General features: G+C 69.8%; 14 protein-coding genes and 1 tRNA gene. 8 read left to right on the forward strand and 7 right to left on the reverse strand.

Annotated elements, in window-relative coordinates:
• Nucleotides 1-70: 70 nt before the first annotated feature.
• From AC4BDD_RS15330 to AC4BDD_RS15340, 3 genes are all read right to left on the reverse strand, one after another.
• Nucleotides 71-1,312 carry a PP2C family protein-serine/threonine phosphatase gene (locus tag AC4BDD_RS15330; RefSeq protein ID WP_490691564.1) on the reverse strand — a complete coding sequence of 414 codons (1,242 nt, stop codon included), beginning with the start codon at nt 1,310-1,312 and terminating at the stop codon, nt 71-73.
• A 314-nt stretch (nt 1,313-1,626) separates the two neighbouring features.
• Complete coding sequence (locus AC4BDD_RS15335; protein ID WP_490691565.1) at nt 1,627-1,899, reverse strand: hypothetical protein; 273 nt, start codon at nt 1,897-1,899, stop codon at nt 1,627-1,629.
• 366 nt (nt 1,900-2,265) lie between these two features.
• Entirely contained in the window at nt 2,266-3,099 is an 834-nt protein-coding gene (locus tag AC4BDD_RS15340) for a YhjD/YihY/BrkB family envelope integrity protein (RefSeq protein ID WP_490691566.1), read from the reverse strand.
• A 157-nt stretch (nt 3,100-3,256) separates the two neighbouring features.
• Between AC4BDD_RS15340 and AC4BDD_RS15345 the strand changes: the two genes are divergently transcribed.
• Nucleotides 3,257-3,613, forward strand: coding sequence for a PRC-barrel domain-containing protein (locus AC4BDD_RS15345; RefSeq protein WP_304462683.1), 357 nt, complete (start codon nt 3,257-3,259; stop codon nt 3,611-3,613).
• 44 nt (nt 3,614-3,657) lie between these two features.
• Nucleotides 3,658-3,828, forward strand: a complete 171-nt coding sequence (locus AC4BDD_RS15350) for a hypothetical protein (protein ID WP_490691567.1) — start codon at nt 3,658-3,660, stop codon at nt 3,826-3,828.
• Nucleotides 3,829-4,009: 181 nt separating this feature from the next.
• Here AC4BDD_RS15350 and AC4BDD_RS15355 read toward each other — a convergent pair.
• Nucleotides 4,010-4,083 (reverse strand) — tRNA-Gly (locus AC4BDD_RS15355).
• A 475-nt stretch (nt 4,084-4,558) separates the two neighbouring features.
• On the opposite strand from AC4BDD_RS15355, the gene dcd reads away from it, so the two are divergent.
• Both dcd and AC4BDD_RS15365 read left to right on the forward strand, forming a co-directional pair.
• Complete coding sequence (gene dcd / locus AC4BDD_RS15360) at nt 4,559-5,134, forward strand: dCTP deaminase (protein WP_490691568.1); 576 nt, start codon at nt 4,559-4,561, stop codon at nt 5,132-5,134.
• Between the two features lie 5 nt (nt 5,135-5,139).
• The gene (locus AC4BDD_RS15365) at nt 5,140-5,637 is read left to right on the forward strand and encodes a phosphoribosyltransferase (RefSeq protein ID WP_490691569.1); all 498 of its coding nucleotides are present in this window, start codon (nt 5,140-5,142) and stop codon (nt 5,635-5,637) included.
• A gap of 118 nt (nt 5,638-5,755) precedes the next feature.
• Here the strand turns inward: AC4BDD_RS15365 and AC4BDD_RS15370 are convergent, their stop codons facing one another.
• A complete protein-coding gene (locus tag AC4BDD_RS15370) occupies nt 5,756-6,856 on the reverse strand; it encodes a Yip1 family protein (RefSeq protein WP_490691570.1) in 1,101 nt (366 codons plus the stop codon).
• 170 nt (nt 6,857-7,026) lie between these two features.
• Entirely contained in the window at nt 7,027-8,490 is a 1,464-nt protein-coding gene (locus AC4BDD_RS15375; RefSeq protein ID WP_490691571.1) for an FG-GAP-like repeat-containing protein, read from the reverse strand.
• Nucleotides 8,491-8,863: 373 nt separating this feature from the next.
• Between AC4BDD_RS15375 and AC4BDD_RS15380 the strand changes: the two genes are divergently transcribed.
• Nucleotides 8,864-11,542, forward strand: coding sequence for a SpoIIE family protein phosphatase (locus AC4BDD_RS15380; RefSeq protein WP_490691572.1), 2,679 nt, complete (start codon nt 8,864-8,866; stop codon nt 11,540-11,542).
• A 97-nt stretch (nt 11,543-11,639) separates the two neighbouring features.
• Here the strand turns inward: AC4BDD_RS15380 and AC4BDD_RS15385 are convergent, their stop codons facing one another.
• Complete coding sequence (locus AC4BDD_RS15385) at nt 11,640-13,919, reverse strand: 4Fe-4S dicluster domain-containing protein (protein ID WP_490691573.1); 2,280 nt, start codon at nt 13,917-13,919, stop codon at nt 11,640-11,642.
• A gap of 300 nt (nt 13,920-14,219) precedes the next feature.
• On the opposite strand from AC4BDD_RS15385, the gene dnaK reads away from it, so the two are divergent.
• Genes dnaK through dnaJ form a run of 3 tightly spaced genes read left to right on the forward strand, consistent with a single transcriptional unit; the run spans nt 14,220 to nt 17,950 of the window.
• On the forward strand, nt 14,220-16,079 hold the full coding sequence (dnaK, locus tag AC4BDD_RS15390) for a molecular chaperone DnaK (protein ID WP_490691574.1): 1,860 nt from the start codon (nt 14,220-14,222) through the stop codon (nt 16,077-16,079).
• Nucleotides 16,076-16,732, forward strand: coding sequence for a nucleotide exchange factor GrpE (gene grpE, locus AC4BDD_RS15395; RefSeq protein ID WP_490691575.1), 657 nt, complete (start codon nt 16,076-16,078; stop codon nt 16,730-16,732). Before dnaK ends, grpE begins: the two co-directional genes overlap by 4 nt.
• A gap of 48 nt (nt 16,733-16,780) precedes the next feature.
• Nucleotides 16,781-17,950, forward strand: a complete 1,170-nt coding sequence (gene dnaJ / locus AC4BDD_RS15400; protein WP_490691576.1) for a molecular chaperone DnaJ — start codon at nt 16,781-16,783, stop codon at nt 17,948-17,950.

The raw sequence follows: 17,950 nt of genomic DNA on the forward strand, positions 1-17,950 counted from the left end.
AGCGGGTGACGAGGATCGAACTCGCGCTCTGAGCTTGGGAGACGCCGTCAGCGATGGAGCGGCCGTCGGCTCACTCCAGGACGGCGAGGTGGTCGGCGGCGCCCCCGTGCCACTCGATCAGGAAGAGGGTCGCGTCGTCACTGGTGCTCCCGCCCCGTTCCTCCTTCAGGGTGTGGGAGAGCGCGCGCACCACTGCCCGCACTCCCTTCTCCTTCTGCCCGATGCGGTTGACCCAGTGGATGAGCTGTTCCTCGCCGAACTGCTCTTGGCCGGCTTCGTGCTCCTCGATCAGGCCGTCGGTGAAGCAAAGGACCCGATCGCCACGATGGAGTGTCTGCTCGCTGACCTGGGGTTCCTCACCTCCGAAGCCGACCGGCAAGGTGGTCGGGCTCTCCAGTCGCCGGAGGACCTGGCGGTTGCGGATCAGCAGCGGTGGGGGGTGACCCGCGTTGACCCACTGCAGGTGGCCCGTTGCGATGTTCAGGCGCATCATCTGCGCGGTCACGAAGTGTTCGGGGCCGAACTGCTCGGCGATGGCCCGATCCATGAACGTGTAGATCTCGGACAGACCGATGCCGGCACGTCTGGAGTGCCGGTAGGCGCCGATGGCGACCGTGGCCATCGTGGCGGCGTTCAGGCCGTGGCCCATGGCATCAACCACGGCCACATGCAGGATGTCGTCGTTGAGTGCGTAGTCGAAGCTGTCCCCGGCGACGCTGTAGGCGGGCTCCAGGATCCCGGCCACTGAGACCTGCGGCACGGACATCGCCAGCGGCGGGAGCAAGGACCACTGGATTTCCGCAGCCACGCTCATGGGTTCACGGCGCCGGGCGAGGAAGAACTGGTCGGTATAGCTGTGCTTGGTGACCAGCATGTCGGCGATCAAACCGGCGAGCCTGCGCAGCAAGCGCCGGTCGTCGTCATCGACGGTATCCAGAGTGAGGGCCAGCACACCCACCTGGTCACTGCCGTCCAGCAACGGTAGATACATGCGGAGACCGTCTGCCCGCGGTACTTCGACAGTGGTCGCCTCCAGGAAGGCCGTGCCGGCGGGGGAATCACCGATCGGCTCAGGCCCGCCGACGGCCAGCCGTCTGCCCGGCAGCGGCACCAGCAGCAGCTGTGCGTAGTCCTGCAGGAGGATCGAGACGTCCCGGCCACCGACCCTGGCCACCTCTTCCGCGATCAGCGGAGCGACCAGCTGAGGCGGCATCTCGTGGGCCCGGTCCAGCAGCACCCCCAGCAGTCGCTCACCGAACCCCTCCGACCGGTCCACCGTGTCCCTGCCAGGCTGCCGATCATCCTCCGCCATCGCCGTGCCCTTTCACCTCACCGGCCTGGTGTCGCCCGCACCCCGAGCCGGTGGTCCAACGAGTGGGCCCCAGGGCAGCCTCGTGCTGGGCTTCGGTGTTGCTCGGCCGCCAAACTCGCCAGGACCCGCTGGTTCCCTGCCGTCCGCCGACGGTGCGCAACGGCCCCGGCGTATACACACCGGGGCCGCCCTTCCGGGCCGGTTGCACGTGAGAGTGCACCGGTCCACTGACCATGTTATGCCTGTGTCGCTTATCCGGCAGAAGGGCTCTTTCCGGACAGTGTGGCCCTGGATCGAAGAGGGTCCGTGTCGTGTCAGCCGCGTCCCTCCTCCTCGGCCTCCATGAGCCGGATTCCCTCATGCGTCAGCATGACCATCGCGGGCGTGTTTCCCCGTGCCCAGTCGACGGTGATCAGCCCCTCGCCCGCCAGATATGTGCAGGCTGCGGCCAGGTCCTGCTCAGCCATGTGGAGGTCGTCGCGCAGCTTCGCCCCGGCGACGCCTAGGAGGCGATCGCCTTCCGTTGCCTCGTACAGGGTCTTCATGATCGCTTCGCGGTAGTTCTTCCGCTCGTGGAGTGTTGCCATGACTGCCACTCAATCGTCCAGGTTCAGCGTCTCCCACACGGCACGCGTGATGTCCTCGCCCGCCATCAGACCGCTGGCGGTATCGAGCCCGCCGGGGTGGCCGCGGCGGACATCAGCCGGGCGGCAGCAGCCGCACCGGTCTCCGGCGGGATCACCAGCAAGTCCCAACGGCCCTCGGTGCGATGGTCGCGGTCATGGCGCGGACCTGTTCCCCGGGCTCGTTTCGACGTCGGCACCGGCGTGGGAGCCGGTGCGCGGGTACTCCCGGTATGTCCACCGTACTCCGGGGCGTGGTCCGGCGAACCCCGCGTGACCAGCGACTTCCCAGGCGATCAGCGCACGCATAACGAACCCCGCTGCCGTATCTCATCCTCGCCTTCTCAGCGCCTGGGCCACGCGTGGGATCTCCTCGTGGACCAGGCGGCCGACCACCGCACCGCCGAAGACGACGACGCCGACACCGACCAGCCAGGACTGGAGGACCAGGACGGTTCCGAAGGGCCCGTAGGTGACCGTGTTGGATGCGATCAGCGGTGAGAAGACGAGCTGGGAGAAGACCCTGAGACCGAGCAGTCCGATCACGGTGGCCACCGCGCCGGGCAGCAGAGCGCGCCAGGCGACCCGCCCGCCGAGCAGCAGGCGCTGCGACCACCAGAAGAACACGACGGCGCTCAGCGCGGCGGCGAAGGCGCCCGCCGGGGATTCTCGCCGCAGTGTGGTGGTCGCGGAGACGAAGAGGTAGCCGGTGAGGACGCCGAGCCACACCACATGCCGCCACCTGGCCCACCAGCGAGCCGGCGGCAGATCCCAGATCTTCTCGTAGCCGGTCTGCACCGCCGCACCGAAGGACAGACCGAAGACGGCGAGGGCGGCGATGCCGAACACGGTGGTGGTCCGCAGCGCCTGGCTGGGGCGGATGAACAGTTGTTCGACCTCTTCTCTGGCGGCAGTCGAGACTCCCAGTCCTTCCCCCAGCCACTGCGCGAACCCGCGCCCGTGCTCCGGGTCGCCCGAGGACACAATGATCAGGAGCGGCACCAGAGTGAGGAACCCCAGCGCCGCGAAGCCCAGGGACCGCTGCCACAGTTCGAGATCGATGCTCCGCCGCCACCAGCGGCCCACTGGTGAATGGCTGATCGCGTCGCGTAGTCGTCCGAACAGAGATGGACGGCCTGCTGCACTGGAAGGCTTCATCGGCATGCCCGTCGACTACCACGGTCGATACGGTCACCGCGCGAACGCGCGACGCGCAGGTTCCCGGATAGCCTGGAAGGGCAAGGACGACCGGTCTCCGCGGGCTGTGATACTCGTGTTGACGGCTCGCACCGGCTGGGTGAACGGCTCAGGAGGGCAGGCCATGATCCAGGCAGCCGATATCCGTGAGTGGCGCAACCACAACGTCGTCGACCCGAGGGGCCACAAGATCGGCGTGCTCGAAGCGATCTATGTGGACACCACCACCGACGAACCGGCCGTGGCCACGGTCCGGACCGGACTCCCCACCCGTCACCGCCTGGCCTTCGTGCCCCTGGACGACGCGATCCTCGGGCCGGACTACCTCAAGGTCTCCTACGCCAGGGCACTGGTGAAGAAGGCGCCCTCGGTCGGCATGGACGACATCCTGCCCGCCGAGGCAGAGGAAGCGGTCTTCCGGCACTACGACATGACCTACCAGCCGGGCGCAGGCGGCGAACGGCAACTCGCCCGCCGCTGACCGCCACCCACCCAGTCCCCCAGCCACAAGGAGGCGTTCGCGTCATGGCTCTCTTCCTGTTCCTCGCACTGGTGGCCGTCGTGCTGGGGGTCATCGGCGTGGTGGCAGAAGGTCTGGGCTACCTGCTGATCATCGGCATCGTGCTCCTCGTGGCCGACCTGGTGTTCATCGCCGTGCGCTGGTCCCGACGGACGGGGCGGCGCCCCATCCGGTGACACCGGCAGCTTCGGGACACCCGGGGCCGCAAGCGTCAAGTGCCGCCGCAGTACGTGCTGATCCACTCATCCGGCACAGGGAGGCAGCGCGGTGGCCCAGAAGTGACGCGGAGGGCACGCCGCCCCTGAGGGGTTGTGAGACAACAAGTAAGGCCCAGGTCGCTGACCTGGGCCTTCGCAATGGAGCGGGTGACGAGAATCGAACTCGCGCTCTGAGCTTGGGAAGCTCATGTTCTACCATTAAACTACACCCGCCTGAGGGTGATCTTGCTTCGCCCTCATCGTTGCACACTGTACCCCATGGCTGACCCCCGGCGCATGCGTCGCGGGGTTTTTGTCGTGCCCGGTGCGGTGGTCCGGTGGGGGATGTGACTGCGGGGGGCGGGAGTTGGGGCGTACCGTGGTGGACCGGAGTGCCGCGTGGAGCGGCGACCCTTTGATCCCCTAATGTGGCTTTTGTCTTTCACGTCTCGGGGAAGGGACTCGATGGAGCGCACCATCGTCCGTTGTGCCGAAGGGCACGTGTTCAGTACCGCTTCGTTCCCGATGCAGAACCTCGGAGCCGATCGGATCGGTCCTGGGCGGCTGCTGCGCTGCCCGCGCTGTGCGCGGTTGCGGCGGGCGGTTCCGGTGGGATCGCGGAAGCGATAGTTCCGCAGTGCGGTGGGCTGGGGCCCGGTCCGGTTGGGCCGGGCCCGCGGCGTCCGCGGGGTTTGCGTATCCTCGTCCCGTGCTTCTCTCTGACAAGGACATCCGGGCCGAGATCGACGCCGGGCGGGTGCGGATCGATCCGTACGACCCCGCCATGGTGCAGCCGTCGAGTATCGACGTCCGGCTGGACCGCTTCTTCCGGGTGTTCGAGAACCACCGGTACCCGCACATCGACCCCGCCACCGAGCAGGCCGATCTGACGCGGCTGGTGGAGCCGGAGGGGGAGGAGGCCTTCATCCTGCACCCCGGTGAGTTCGTGCTCGCCTCGACGTACGAGGTGATCTCGCTGCCGGACGACATCGCCTCCCGGCTGGAGGGCAAGTCGTCGCTGGGCCGGCTGGGGCTGCTGACGCATTCGACCGCGGGGTTCATCGACCCCGGGTTCTCCGGGCACGTGACGCTGGAGCTGTCGAATGTCGCGACCCTGCCGATCAAGCTGTGGCCGGGGATGAAGATCGGGCAGCTGTGCATGTTCCGGCTGACCTCCCCCGCGGAGCACCCCTACGGGTCGGCACGGTACGGGTCCCGGTACCAGGGGCAGCGCGGGCCGACGCCGTCCCGGTCGTTCCTGAACTTCCACCGGACGCAGGTCTGAGGCATATGAGTGAGCAGCGGGAGAACCTGACCTACGAGCGCTTCGGCGGAGCCATCCGCGAGCTGGCGCAGGAGATCGCCGACGACGGGTACGAGCCGGACATCGTGCTGTCGATCGCGCGCGGCGGAGTGTTCGTCGCCGGCGGCCTCGCGTACGCGCTGGACTGCAAGAACATCCACCTGGTCAACGTGGAGTTCTACACGGGAGTGGGAACGACGCTGGAGATGCCGGTGATGCTCGCGCCGGTGCCCAACGCGATCGACTTCTCCGACAAGAAGGTCCTGATCGCCGACGACGTCGCCGACACCGGCAAGACGCTGAAGCTGGTACACGACTTCTGCGTCGGCACGGTCGCCGAGGTCCGCAGCGCGGTGATCTACGAGAAGCCGCACTCGCTGGTGAAGTGCGAGTACGTGTGGAAGCGGACCGACGACTGGATCAACTTCCCGTGGAGCGTCGAGCCGCCGGTGGTGCGGCGGGCGGGACAGGTCCTCGACGCCTGATCCTCACCCACGGAGCAGTTACGGCGAAGGGCCCCGGTCGCGATGACCGGGGCCCTTCGCCGTCACGGCCGGCGGGTCACGCCAGCCGTGGGCCATGCCGGGTGAGCCGCCGGGCAGCTCAGAAGGTGCCCAGCTTCAACAGCGAGAGCAGGCCGATCAGCTGGATCGCCGAGGCTCCCAGCGCCTTCGGCCACGGCAGGTCGTGCGACTTGCTCACCATGGAGGTGAACAGCGCGCCGGCCGCCACCCAGGTCGCCCAGCCCAGCACCTGCACCAGGGAGCTGTCGCCGCCCAGGAACATCGCGATCACCAGCCGCGGCGCGTCGGTGATCGACGTGATCAGCATCGTCAGGCCGATCGTGGGCGCCCAGGTGCCGTTGCCGCCCAGCTGGCGGGCGAGGGTGTGGGTGACCGCGCCCAGCACCAGACCGCTGAGCACCACCACGACGCCGGTGCTGAGGATCCACGGGATGCTCGTCGCCATCGAGGCGTTCAGCACGTCCTCGCGGGCCTTGTCGAAGCCGAAGACGGCGAGCAGGCCGTAGACGAAGGTGACGATGAGCGCGGGGCCCCACATGGTGTGGTCGCGCATCTGCCAGAAGGTGGCCGAGGGGCGGAGCACGATGCCGCTCAGCAGCTCCTTCCAGTGCAGCCGGGGACCGGCCGGCGGGGCCGGAGCCTGCCCGGCGCGGTAGGCGTCCCCGTCGTCGTAGGAGTCGGGGCCGTATCCGGGGTCCTGGCCGTACGGGTCGCCGTACGCGTCGTGGTCGGGCGCCTCGCCCACGCTGAACTGCTGGGTGTGACCCGCATCACCGCCGGGGTATCCGCCGTGGCCGCCGGGGTGGCCCGGGTGCCCGTGGCCGCCGGGGTGGCCGTGGCCGCTGTGCGGGTCCCGGCCGTCGAAGTACTCCGGCTCGCCCTGCGGGCCGGGCTGCTGCCACGACCGGCCGGGGCCGCCGGGGTTTCCATGGCCCCCGGGGCGGCCGTCGCCGCCGGGCGGGCCAGGCTGCCACTGCCCGCCGCGCTGGGCGGCCTGCGGAGGCTGCTGCCCGTACGGCGCCGGGGGCGGGGCCTGGCGGCCGTACGGGGACGGCGGGGTCTGCGGCCCGCCGTACGGCTGCCGGCCGTACGGCGGCTGCGGTGCTTGCTGCCGGGGGTGCTGCCCCGGCCGGCCATGCGGCCCCTGCTGCGCGGAGCCGGGGTCCTGTCCGCGTCCCATCCTGAATCCAGACACCATTCGAAAGTACCTGGTCGCCGGGGCCGCGACGCCCGCCTGTGGAAAACCCACCGGGCATTGCGGCCGAGCTGTGACATCCCCTAAGGGAACCCTGGGGTGATGGCCCCAGGGTTCCAGGGGAGAGGGCCCCCGGGAGGCGAACGGACGGCCCGTCAGCCGGAGATCTGCCCGCCGAACTGCGGGTAGCCCGCGGTGCTGACGCCGACCGCGGACGGGGCGTAGGAGCGGGCGCCGGTGGTGGTGATCCGGGTGCCGTCCGAGCGCAGGGCGACGACCGAGCCGTTACCGTCGTTCTCGCCGAACGCACCGATCGTCAGATCGGCCTTGGCGTCGCCGGTGACGTCCGAGAGGAAGACCTCGCCGCCGAAGTTGTCGTACGCCTCGTTGGCGCCGGGCACCCCCGGGGTGTCCTGCTGGAAGTACTGGACGCCGCTGGCGGTGTCGAGTCCGTCGCCGGAGCCGTAGACCAGGGTGACCGCACCGGTCTGGGTGATGCCGCCGAGGCTCTCGCCGGGGGCGCCGATGGCCAGGTCCTGGAAGCCGTCGCCGTTGACGTCCCCGAGGGTGACCTCCCAGCCGAAGCCGTCGCCGGTCTCCGAACTGCCGGGCACCGCACCGGAGTCCTGGGTGATGGCGTCGGTGCTGCCGGACGGGCCGCCGGCTGAGCCGTAACGGACGCTCACCTTGCCGCCCTTGGTGGCGCCGGGCACGGTGTTGTCCCAGTGCACGCCGGTGACCAGGTCGCCGTAGCTATCGCCGTTGACGTCGCCGATGGCGGTGACCAGTCCGGCGGGCAGCTTCTGGGTGGCCGAGGTGTCCAGGCCGGACGGGCTGCCGGGCAGGTAGTAGTTGGAGTTGTACAGGTACTCGCCGGAGCCGGTGTTCTCGATGCCGTTGACGACCAGGTCGGCGCGGCCGTCGGCGTTCACGTCGCCCGGGGTGAGGGTGTAGACGCCGTTGTCGCCGCCGCCGAGCACCGGGGTGGTGACGGCGGCCTTCGAGCCGGCCGCGCCGGAGGTGGCGATACCGCCCTTGAACAGCCGGAGGGTGGCCGAGGAGTCGCCGGTGACCAGATCGGTCTTCCCGTCGCCGTCGAAGTCGCCGGCGGCCACCGCGGCGCCGAACCGGTCGTGCTGGCCGGGCGCCGGGTCGGTGAGCGAGGCGCCGCCGGACAGGCCGGCGGCCGAGCCCCAGATGATCTGGACGGTGCCGCCGTCGGTGTCGCCGGAGACGTCCTCGCCGGGCGCGCCGACGGCCAGGTCCGCGAAGCCGTCGCCGTTGAAGTCACCGGCGTCGGTGGTGACGCCGAAGTAGTCGCCCTTCTCTGCGGAGCCGGGGACGCCCGCGGAGTTCTGGGTGATGGTGGAGCGCCTGGTGGCCCCGGCGCCGTCGGCCGAGCCGTACAGGACGGTGATCTGGCCCGCGTTGGCCTGGCCGGCCACGGTGGCGTACGGGGAGGAGACGGCGATGTCGCGGTAGCCGTCGTTGTCGAAGTCGCCCTGGAGGGTGGCGGGGGCGGGGGCCGCCGCGGCCTGTCCGGTCGCCGCGGTGAGCAGGCCGGTGGTGAGCGCGGTCACGGCGGCGGTGGCGAGGGCGATGCGGTGGTGCTGGTGCACGCGGAGTTCTCCTGCGGCATGCGGGGGATGCACGGGGGACATCCACAGTCGATGGGGTGCCGTCGCTTCTCGTGCCGTCGTTGACGGGGCAGCGGTCGGCGGCGAACAGGAGACTCGCGGTGGTGCGGCAGGGTTGTATCCGGATGGCTGATTTCTTAGGGGTCGCTGGCTGAAAGATGCCCATGCGTGGGCGCTGCCCCGGCCGCCTCGGGGGTTGTTAATACGGGCACTTGGTGGACAGGATCAGGACAGCGCCGAGAAGGTGCCAGGACGTTGAGTCCGTCAATGCTGAACGGGGGAACGGTCATGTCCGAGCAGGGCGGTGTGCAATCCGATCACAAGGTGGCGCGGGCGGCGGCCACGGCGTAGTCGGATGTTAAAAGGACACGGGGGAGCGGCCGCCGGTGCCCGGCGGCCGCCGAGCGGGCGGCGCGTGCGCACGGTCGCCGGTCAGGTCTTCGTGCTGCAGGCGGCGGTCGTCCTGCTGGTCGTCGTCGCCGCGGTGGCCGCGCTGCTGCTCCAGTCGCGCCACGACAGCAACCAGGAGGCCGAGAACCGGTCGGTCGCGGTCGCGGAGACCTTCGCCAGAGCCCCCGGGGTGGCCGAGGCGCTCCAGGGCTGGGACCCGACCGCGGTGCTCCAGCCGCGCGCGGAGGCGGCCCGCGAGGCGGCGGGGATGGACTTCATCGTCGTGATGACCCCGAGCGGCATCCGCTACACCCACCCCCGCCCGGACCGCATCGGGGGCAAGTTCCGCGGCACCTACGAGCCCGCGGCGCGTGGCGAGCGGGTCGTGGAGACCTGGACCGGCACCCTGGGCCCGTCCGTCCGGGCGGTCGTCCCGGTCCGGGCCGCGGACGGCAGGGTGGTCGGGCTGGTGGCCGCCGGCATCACCGTCGAGAAGGTCAGCGGGGTGGTCGAGCGCCAGCTGCCACTGCTGATCGGCGCCGCGATCGCCGCCCTCGCCCTGGCCACCGCCGGCACCGCCCTGGTCAGCAGACGGCTGCGGCGGCAGACCCACGGTCTTGACCCGGCCGAGATGACCCGGATGTACGAGCACCACGACGCCGTCCTGCACGCCGTACGCGAGGGCGTGCTGATCGTCGACGGGGACGGCCGGCTGGTGCTCGCCAACGACGAGGCGCGCCGGCTGCTCGACCTGCCGCCGGACGCCGAGGGCCGCCGGGTCTTCGAGCTCGGCCTCGATCCGCGCGCCGCCACCCTGCTGGCCTCCGGCCGCGCCGCCACCGACGAGGTGCACCGGGCCGGGGAGCGGTTGCTGTCGCTGAGCCACCGGCCCACCGACCGGCACGGCGGGCCGCCCGGCAGCGTCGCCACGCTGCGCGACACCACCGAGCTGCACGCGCTGTCCGACACCGTCGACCAGGCCCGCAAGCGGCTGAAGCTGCTCTACGAGGCCAGTGTGCGGATCGGCACCGGCCTGGACGTGACGCGCACCGCCGAGGAGCTGGCGGAGTACGCCGTGCCGCGCTTCGCCGACTTCGTCACCGTCGACCTGCTGGACTCGGTGCTCACCGGCGAGGAGCCCACCGACCAGCGCGGGCTGCGGCGTACGGCGGTGAGCGGGATCCGGGACGACGTCCCGCTTTTCGGGCGCGGCGAGCTGATCCATTTCTCCCCGTCCACCCCGCAGGGCTGGTCGTTCGAGAGCGGCAAGGCGGCCCTCGAACCCGACCTGCCCGCGTTCACCGGCTGGCAGTTGCAGGATCCGGAGCGGGCCAGGCGGATCGTGGACCGCGGCCTCCACTCGATGATCGCGGTGCCGCTGCGGGCCCGCGGGGTGGTGCTGGGCCTGGCCAGCTTCTGGCGTGCGGCCAAGCCCCAGCCCTTCGACGACGAGGACCTCTCGCTCGCCGAGGAACTGGTCGCGCGCGCCGCGGTCTCCATCGACAACGCCCGCCGCTACACCCGCGAGCACACCATGGCCGTCACCCTTCAGCGCAGCCTGCTGCCCCGGGTGCTGCCCGAGCAGCACGCCCTCGACGTCGCCTACCGCTATCTGCCCGCCCAGGCCGGCGTCGGCGGCGACTGGTTCGACGTCATACCGCTGCCGGGCGCCCGGGTGGCCCTGGTCGTCGGCGACGTCGTCGGCCACGGGCTGCACGCCGCCGCGACGATGGGCCGGCTGCGCACCGCCGTGCACAACTTCTCCACCCTGGACATGCCTCCCGACGAACTCCTGACGCACCTGGACGAGCTGATCGCCCGGATCGATCTGGAGGACGCGGAGGACGAGGGCGGCTTCAAGGCGATCACCGGCGCCACCTGCCTGTACGCGATCTACGATCCGGTCTCCCGGCGCTGCGCGATGGCGCGGGCGGGCCATCCGCCGCCCGCGCTGGTGCACCCGGACGGCACGGTGGAGTTCGTGGAGCTGCCCAGCGGCCCGCCGCTCGGCCTGGGCGGGCTGCCCTTCGAGACGGCCGAGTTCGAGCTGCCGGAGGGCAGCTCCATCGTGCTCTACACCGACGGGCTGGTGGAGAAGCGCGACCGGGACATCGACGACGGTCTGGAGCTGCTGCGGGAATCCCTCGCGGTCCCCGGCCGCGGCCCGGAGGAGACCTGCCGGGTGGTGCTGGAGGAGCTGCTGCCCGCCCGGCCCGGTGACGACGTGGCGCTGATCGTGGCCCGCACCCGGGTGCTGCCGGCCGAGCGGATCGCCGAGTGGGAGGTGCCGGCGGATCCGGCGGAGGTGGCCGGGGCGCGGGCGGCGGTGGCCGGCCGGCTGGCGACGTGGGGGCTTTCGGAGCTGGCGTTCAGCACCGAGCTGATCCTCAGCGAGCTGATCACCAACGCGATCCGGCACGCCGCGGGCCCGATCCGGGTGCGGCTGCTGTGCGACCGGACGCTGATCTGCGAGGTGTCCGACGGCGGCAGCACCTCTCCGCACCTGCGGTACGCGGCGACCACGGACGAGGGCGGGCGCGGACTGTTCCTGGTCTCCCAGTTCGCGGAGCGCTGGGGCACCCGCTACACCCCCGAGGGCAAGGTCATCTGGACCGAGCAACCCCTGCCGACGGGTAAGCCGTGAGTTTACGGCCGTAAAAGCCGAGCGCCGGACGGGCTGGAAATCCAGCCCGTCCGGCGCTTGAGGACCGGGGCTCGGGGCGGAGCCCCGAAAACCCGCGCTACTTCACCGGCTCCGGCTCAGCCTCCGCCTTCTCGCCGTCCCCGTTACCGTCCCCGTCGCCATCCACCGGCACCGGCGTCTTCACCGACTCCAGCAGCAGCTGCGAGACGTCCACGACCTGGATGGACTCCTTCGCCTTGCCGTCGTTCTTCTTGCCGTTGACCGAGTCGGTCAGCATGACCAGGCAGAACGGGCAGGCGGTCGAGACGATGTCGGGGTTGAGCGACAGCGCCTCGTCAACGCGCTCGTTGTTGATGCGCTTGCCGATCCGCTCCTCCATCCACATCCGGGCACCACCGGCGCCGCAGCAGAAGCCGCGCTCCTTGTGCCGGTGCATCTCCTCGTTCCGCAGGCCCGGCACCTTGGCGATGATCTCGCGCGGCGGCGTGTAGACCTTGTTGTGGCGGCCCAGGTAGCACGGGTCGTGGTAGGTGATCAGACCCTCGACCGGGGTGACCGGGATCAGCTTGCCCTCGTCGATGAGGTGCTGGAGCAGCTGGGTGTGGTGGATGACCTCGTAATGGCCGCCCAGCTGCGGGTACTCGTTGGCGATGGTGTTGAAGCAGTGCGGGCAGGTCGCGACGATCTTCTTCTTGGACTTCTCGACGACGACGCCCTCGTCCGCGTCCTCGCCGAACGCCATGTTCAGCATCTCGACGTTCTGCTGGCCGAGCTGCTGGAAGAGGAACTCGTTGCCCAGGCGGCGGGCCGAGTCACCGGTGCACGCCTCGTCGCCGCCCATGATCGCGAACTTGACGCCCGCCATGTGCAGCAGCTCCGCGAAGGCCTTGGTGGTCTTCTTGGCGCGGTCCTCCAGGGCACCGGCGCAGCCGACCCAGTAGAGGTAGTCGACCTCGGTGAGGTCCTCGATGTCCTTGCCGACGACCGGGACCTCGAAGTCGACCTCCTTGGTCCACGCCAGGCGCTGCTTCTTGGCCAGGCCCCAGGGGTTGCCCTTCTTCTCCAGGTTCTTGAGCATCGTGCCCGCCTCGGACGGGAAGGAGCTCTCGATCATCACCTGGTAGCGGCGCATGTCGACGATGTGGTCGACGTGCTCGATGTCGACCGGGCACTGCTCGACGCAGGCGCCGCAGGTGGTGCAGGACCACAGCACGTCCGGGTCGATGACGCCGTTCTCTTCGAGGGTGCCGATCAGCGGGCGCTCGGCCTCGGCGAGAGCCGCCGCCGGCACGTCCTTCAGCTGCTCCTCGGTGGCCTTCTCCTCGCCCTCCATGGTCTTGCCGCCGCCGGCGAGCAGGTAGGGGGCCTTGGCGTGCGCGTGGTCGCGCAGCGCCATGATGAGCAGCTTGGGCGACAGCGGCTTACCGGTGTTCCAGGCCGGGCACTGCGACTGGCAGCGGCCGCACTCGGTGCAGGTGGAGAAGTCGAGGATGCCCTTCCAGGAGAACTCCTCGATCTTCGACACACCGAAGACGTCGTCCTCGCCCGGGTCCTCGAAGTCGATCGGCTTGCCGCCGGAGGTCATCGGCTGGAGCGCGCCGAGCGCCACGTCACCGGACGCCTCGCGCTTGAACCAGATGTTCGGGAAGGCGAGGAAGCGGTGCCAGGCCACACCCATGTCGGTCTTGAGGGAGACCGTGATCATCCAGATGAAGGACGTCGCGATCTTGAGCATCGCGAAGAAGTAGGTGAGGTTCTGCAGCGTGGTGACGCTCATGCCCTTGAAGAGCGCGACCAGCGGGTACGAGAGGAAGAACGCGGGCTCGTAGGCGTCGACATGGTGCTGGGCGCCCTCCAGGGCGTGCAGCGTCACGATCGAGATGCCGACGATGAGGATGACGCCCTCGACGAAGTACGCCTGGCCGGTGTTGGAACCCGCGAAGCGGGACTTGCGGCCCGCCTGGCCCGGCCGGTTCAGCTGCCGGATCACGATCAGCGTGAGGATGCCCACCGCCGTCATCGTGCCCATGAAGTCGACGAACATCTCCCACACGACCCAGTCGCCGATGACCGGCAGCAGCCAGTCGGACTGGAAGAGCTGGCCGATGGCGTTGGCGATCGTCAGCAGCAGGGAGAAGAAGCCCAGTGCCACGAACCAGTGCGCGACGCCGACGATGCCCCACTTGTTCATGCGGGTGTGGCCGAGGAACTCCTTGACCACCGTGATGGTGCGCTGGGTCGGGTCGTCGGTCCGGGTGCCGGCGGGGACGGGCTGGCCAAGCCGCATGAAGCGGTAGATCTGCAGGATGGCACGGCCGAACAGCGCGACGCCGATCGCGATGAGGACCAGCGACACAATGATCGCGGCGAGTTGCATTGGGGGCTCCTCGGACCTGCGAGAGCGGTGATGATGAGTGATTACTAAGCAGTAACTTATCCGGTCTCTGCCGAGATTACCTAGGTTTCAAGGGCCCATGCAGTTGACCGGCCGGTGATCTGTGTCGCTCAGGCTGCCCTGACCTCTCCTCCCTCTCTCCGTGCCCCGCCCCTGCGGGGCTGCTGAACAGGAGCTCGATATGAAACTTGAGCGAGGTCGACTCAGCTCTGTTGACACCGAAAAGTGGATCATGCACTCTTGAGTCTGTTCCACTCAATGATGTAGCTGGAGGATCCCGAAATGGCACGTGCGGTCGGCATCGACCTGGGCACGACGAACTCCGTCGTCAGTGTTCTCGAAGGCGGTGAGCCCACCGTCATCACCAACGCCGAGGGCGCCAGGACCACGCCGTCCGTTGTCGCCTTCGCGAAGAACGGTGAGGTGCTCGTCGGCGAGGTCGCCAAGCGCCAGGCTGTTACCAATGTCGACAGGACGATCCGTTCGGTCAAGCGCCACATGGGCACTGACTGGAAGATCGGCCTGGACGGCAAGGACTTCAACCCCCAGCAGATCAGCGCCTTCATCCTGCAGAAGCTGAAGCGGGACGCCGAGGCGTACCTGGGTGAGAAGGTCACCGACGCGGTCATCACCGTCCCGGCGTACTTCAACGACTCCGAGCGTCAGGCCACCAAGGAGGCCGGTGAGATCGCGGGCCTCAACGTCCTGCGCATCGTCAACGAGCCGACCGCCGCCGCTCTCGCCTACGGGCTGGAGAAGGACGACCAGACCATCCTCGTCTTCGACCTCGGTGGCGGCACCTTCGACGTCTCGCTGCTGGAGATCGGCGACGGCGTCGTCGAGGTGAAGGCCACCAACGGTGACAACCACCTCGGTGGTGACGACTGGGACCAGCGCGTCGTCGACTACCTGGTCAAGCAGTTCCACTCCGGCCACGGCGTGGACCTGTCCAAGGACAAGATGGCCCTCCAGCGTCTGCGTGAGGCGGCGGAGAAGGCGAAGATCGAGCTGTCCTCGTCCACCGAGACCTCGATCAACCTGCCCTACATCACGGCCTCCGCCGAGGGCCCGCTGCACCTGGATGAGAAGCTCACCCGCGCGCAGTTCCAGCAGCTGACCGCGGACCTGCTGGAGCGCTGCAAGACCCCGTTCCACAACGTCATCAAGGACGCGGGCATCGCCCTGTCCGAGATCGACCACGTGGTCCTGGTCGGCGGCTCCACCCGTATGCCGGCCGTCGCCGAGCTCGTCAAGGAGCTGACCGGTGGCAACGAGGCCAACAAGGGTGTGAACCCGGACGAGGTCGTCGCCATCGGCGCCGCCCTCCAGGCCGGTGTCCTCAAGGGTGAGGTCAAGGACGTCCTGCTCCTCGACGTGACCCCGCTGTCCCTCGGTATCGAGACCAAGGGCGGCATCATGACCAAGCTGATCGAGCGGAACACGACGATCCCGACCAAGCGGTCCGAGATCTTCACCACCGCCGAGGACAACCAGCCCTCCGTGCAGATCCAGGTCTACCAGGGCGAGCGCGAGATCGCGGCGTACAACAAGAAGCTCGGCATGTTCGAGCTGACCGGTCTGCCGCCGGCCCCGCGTGGCGTCCCGCAGATCGAGGTCGCCTTCGACATCGACGCCAACGGCATCATGCACGTGACCGCCAAGGACCTGGGCACGGGCAAGGAGCAGAAGATGACCGTCACCGGCGGCTCCTCGCTGCCGAAGGACGAGGTCGACCGGATGCGCCAGGAGGCCGAGAAGTACGCGGAGGAGGACCACGCCCGCCGCGAGGCCGCCGAGACCCGCAACCAGGGTGAGCAGCTCGTCTACCAGACGGAGAAGTTCCTCAAGGACAACGAGGACAAGGTTCCCGCCGAGGTCAAGACCGAGGTCGAGACCGCGGTCGAGGAGCTGAAGGAGAAGCTCAAGGGCGAGGACTCGGCCGAGATCCGCACCGCGACCGAGAAGGTCGCCGCGGTCAGCCAGAAGCTCGGCCAGGCCCTCTACGCCGACGCCCAGGCCGCCGGCGCCGCTGCCGGCCCCGACGGTGCCGGCCCGGCCGGTGCCAAGGCCGAGGACGACGTCGTGGACGCCGAGATCGTCGATGACGAGAAGCCGAAGGACGCCGCCGGAGGTGCCGCGTGACGGAGGAGACCCCGGGCTTCGAGGAGCAGCCCGACGTGTCCTCCGAAGCCGGTGAGAAGAAGGCAGACGACGCCGCCAAGGGCGCCGGGTCCCCCGACAAGGGGGGCCCGGAGGCCCCGGCCGCGGAAGATCTGGCCACGGTCGGCGTCCAGGCGCAGCTGGACCAGGTCCGCACCGCGCTCAACGAGCGCACCGCGGACCTCCAGCGGCTCCAGGCCGAGTACCAGAACTACCGGCGGCGCGTGGAGCGCGACCGGGTCACGGTCAAGGAGATCGCGGTCGCGAACCTGCTGACCGAGCTGCTTCCGGTGCTCGACGACATCGGCCGCGCCCGGGAGCACGGCGAGCTGGTCGGCGGCTTCAAGTCCGTCGCCGAGTCGCTGGAGACGGTGGCCGCCAAGATGGGGCTGCAGCAGTTCGGCAAGGAAGGCGAGTCCTTCGACCCGCTGGTGCACGAGGCGCTGATGCACAGCTACGCGCCGGACGTCACCGAGACCACGTGCGTGCAGATTCTGCAGCCGGGGTATCGGATCGGCGAGCGGACGATCCGCCCCGCGCGGGTCGCGGTCGCCGAGCCCCAGCCGGGCAGCCAGGGCAAGTCCGAGTCCGACGAGGCGTCCGACGAGGACAGCGGTGGTCCGGACGAGGGCTGAGGCCGGCGCCGGTGAGAGTGGCATAGCAGGAGAGGAGGGACGTCGAGGATGAGCCTGAGCAGGGATGTGCTGGAGAAGGATCTCTACAAGGTCCTCGGCGTCCCGAAGGATGCCACCGAGGCGGAGATCAAGAAGGCGTACCGGAAGCTCGCCCGCGAGTACCACCCGGACGCCAACAAGTCCGACGCCTCGGCCGAGGAGCGCTTCAAGGAGATCTCCGAGGCCAATGACATCCTGGCCGATCCCAAGCGGCGCAAGGAGTACGACGAGGCCCGCGCGCTCTTCGGCAACGGCGGCTTCCGCCCGGGGCCGGGCGGCACCGGCAGCTTCAACTTCGACCTGGGCGACCTCTTCGGGGGCGCCCAGGGCGGGGGCGGGGCCGGCGGCGGTTTCGGCGGCGGCCTCGGCGACGTCTTCGGCGGCCTGTTCAACCGGGGCGCCACGCGGGCCCAGCCGCGCCGCGGCCAGGACATCGAGTCCGAGGTGACGCTCAGCTTCATCGAGGCCGTCGAGGGGGCCACGGTCCCCTTGCGGATGTCCAGCCAGGCCCCGTGCAAGGCGTGCGCCGGCACCGGCGACAAGTCGGGCACCCCCCGGGTGTGCCCGACCTGCGTCGGCACCGGCCAGGTCAGCCGGGGCGCGGGCGGTGGCTTCTCGCTCACCGACCCGTGCGCGGACTGCCGCGGCCGCGGCCTGATCGCGGAGAACCCCTGCGAGGTGTGCAAGGGCAGCGGGCGTGCCCGCTCCGCGCGCACCATGCAGGTCCGGATCCCGGCGGGCGTCAGCGACGGCCAGCGGATCCGGCTGCGCGGCAAGGGCGCGCCCGGCGAGACCGGCGGCCCGGCAGGCGACCTCTACGTCGTCGTCCATGTCGACGCCCACCCGGTCTTCGGCCGCAAGGGCGACAACCTCACCGTCACGGTGCCGATCTCCTTCGTGGAGGCGGTGCTCGGCGGCGAGGTGAAGGTGCCGACCCTGGGCGGCCCCCCGGTCACCCTCAAGGTGCCCGCGGGCACGCCCAACGGCCGGACCATGCGCGCCCGCGGCAAGGGCGCGCTGCGCAAGGACGGAACCCACGGCGATCTGCTGGTCACCGTGGAGGTCGCCGTCCCCAAGGGCCTCAGCGACAAGGCACGTGAGGCGCTGGAGTCCTATCGCGAGGCGACCGCGGGCGACGACCCGCGGGAGGAGCTCTTCCAGGCCGCGAAGGGAGCATGA

The organism is Streptomyces sp. JLBT605, assembly GCF_058215555.1.

Coding starts and splice junctions, on each gene's coding strand:
- AC4BDD_RS15365 (WP_490691569.1), top strand. CDS start 5,140: ATGAGTGAGCAGCGGGAGAACCTGACCTACGAGCGCTTCGGCGGAGCC.
- dnaK (WP_490691574.1), top strand. CDS start 14,220: ATGGCACGTGCGGTCGGCATCGACCTGGGCACGACGAACTCCGTCGTC.
- AC4BDD_RS15385 (WP_490691573.1), bottom strand. CDS start 13,919: ATGCAACTCGCCGCGATCATTGTGTCGCTGGTCCTCATCGCGATCGGC.
- AC4BDD_RS15350 (WP_490691567.1), top strand. CDS start 3,658: ATGGCTCTCTTCCTGTTCCTCGCACTGGTGGCCGTCGTGCTGGGGGTC.
- AC4BDD_RS15330 (WP_490691564.1), bottom strand. CDS start 1,312: ATGGCGGAGGATGATCGGCAGCCTGGCAGGGACACGGTGGACCGGTCG.
- AC4BDD_RS15340 (WP_490691566.1), bottom strand. CDS start 3,099: ATGCCGATGAAGCCTTCCAGTGCAGCAGGCCGTCCATCTCTGTTCGGA.
- AC4BDD_RS15345 (WP_304462683.1), top strand. CDS start 3,257: ATGATCCAGGCAGCCGATATCCGTGAGTGGCGCAACCACAACGTCGTC.
- dnaJ (WP_490691576.1), top strand. CDS start 16,781: ATGAGCCTGAGCAGGGATGTGCTGGAGAAGGATCTCTACAAGGTCCTC.
- AC4BDD_RS15380 (WP_490691572.1), top strand. CDS start 8,864: ATGTTAAAAGGACACGGGGGAGCGGCCGCCGGTGCCCGGCGGCCGCCG.
- AC4BDD_RS15335 (WP_490691565.1), bottom strand. CDS start 1,899: ATGGCAACACTCCACGAGCGGAAGAACTACCGCGAAGCGATCATGAAG.
- AC4BDD_RS15370 (WP_490691570.1), bottom strand. CDS start 6,856: ATGGGACGCGGACAGGACCCCGGCTCCGCGCAGCAGGGGCCGCATGGC.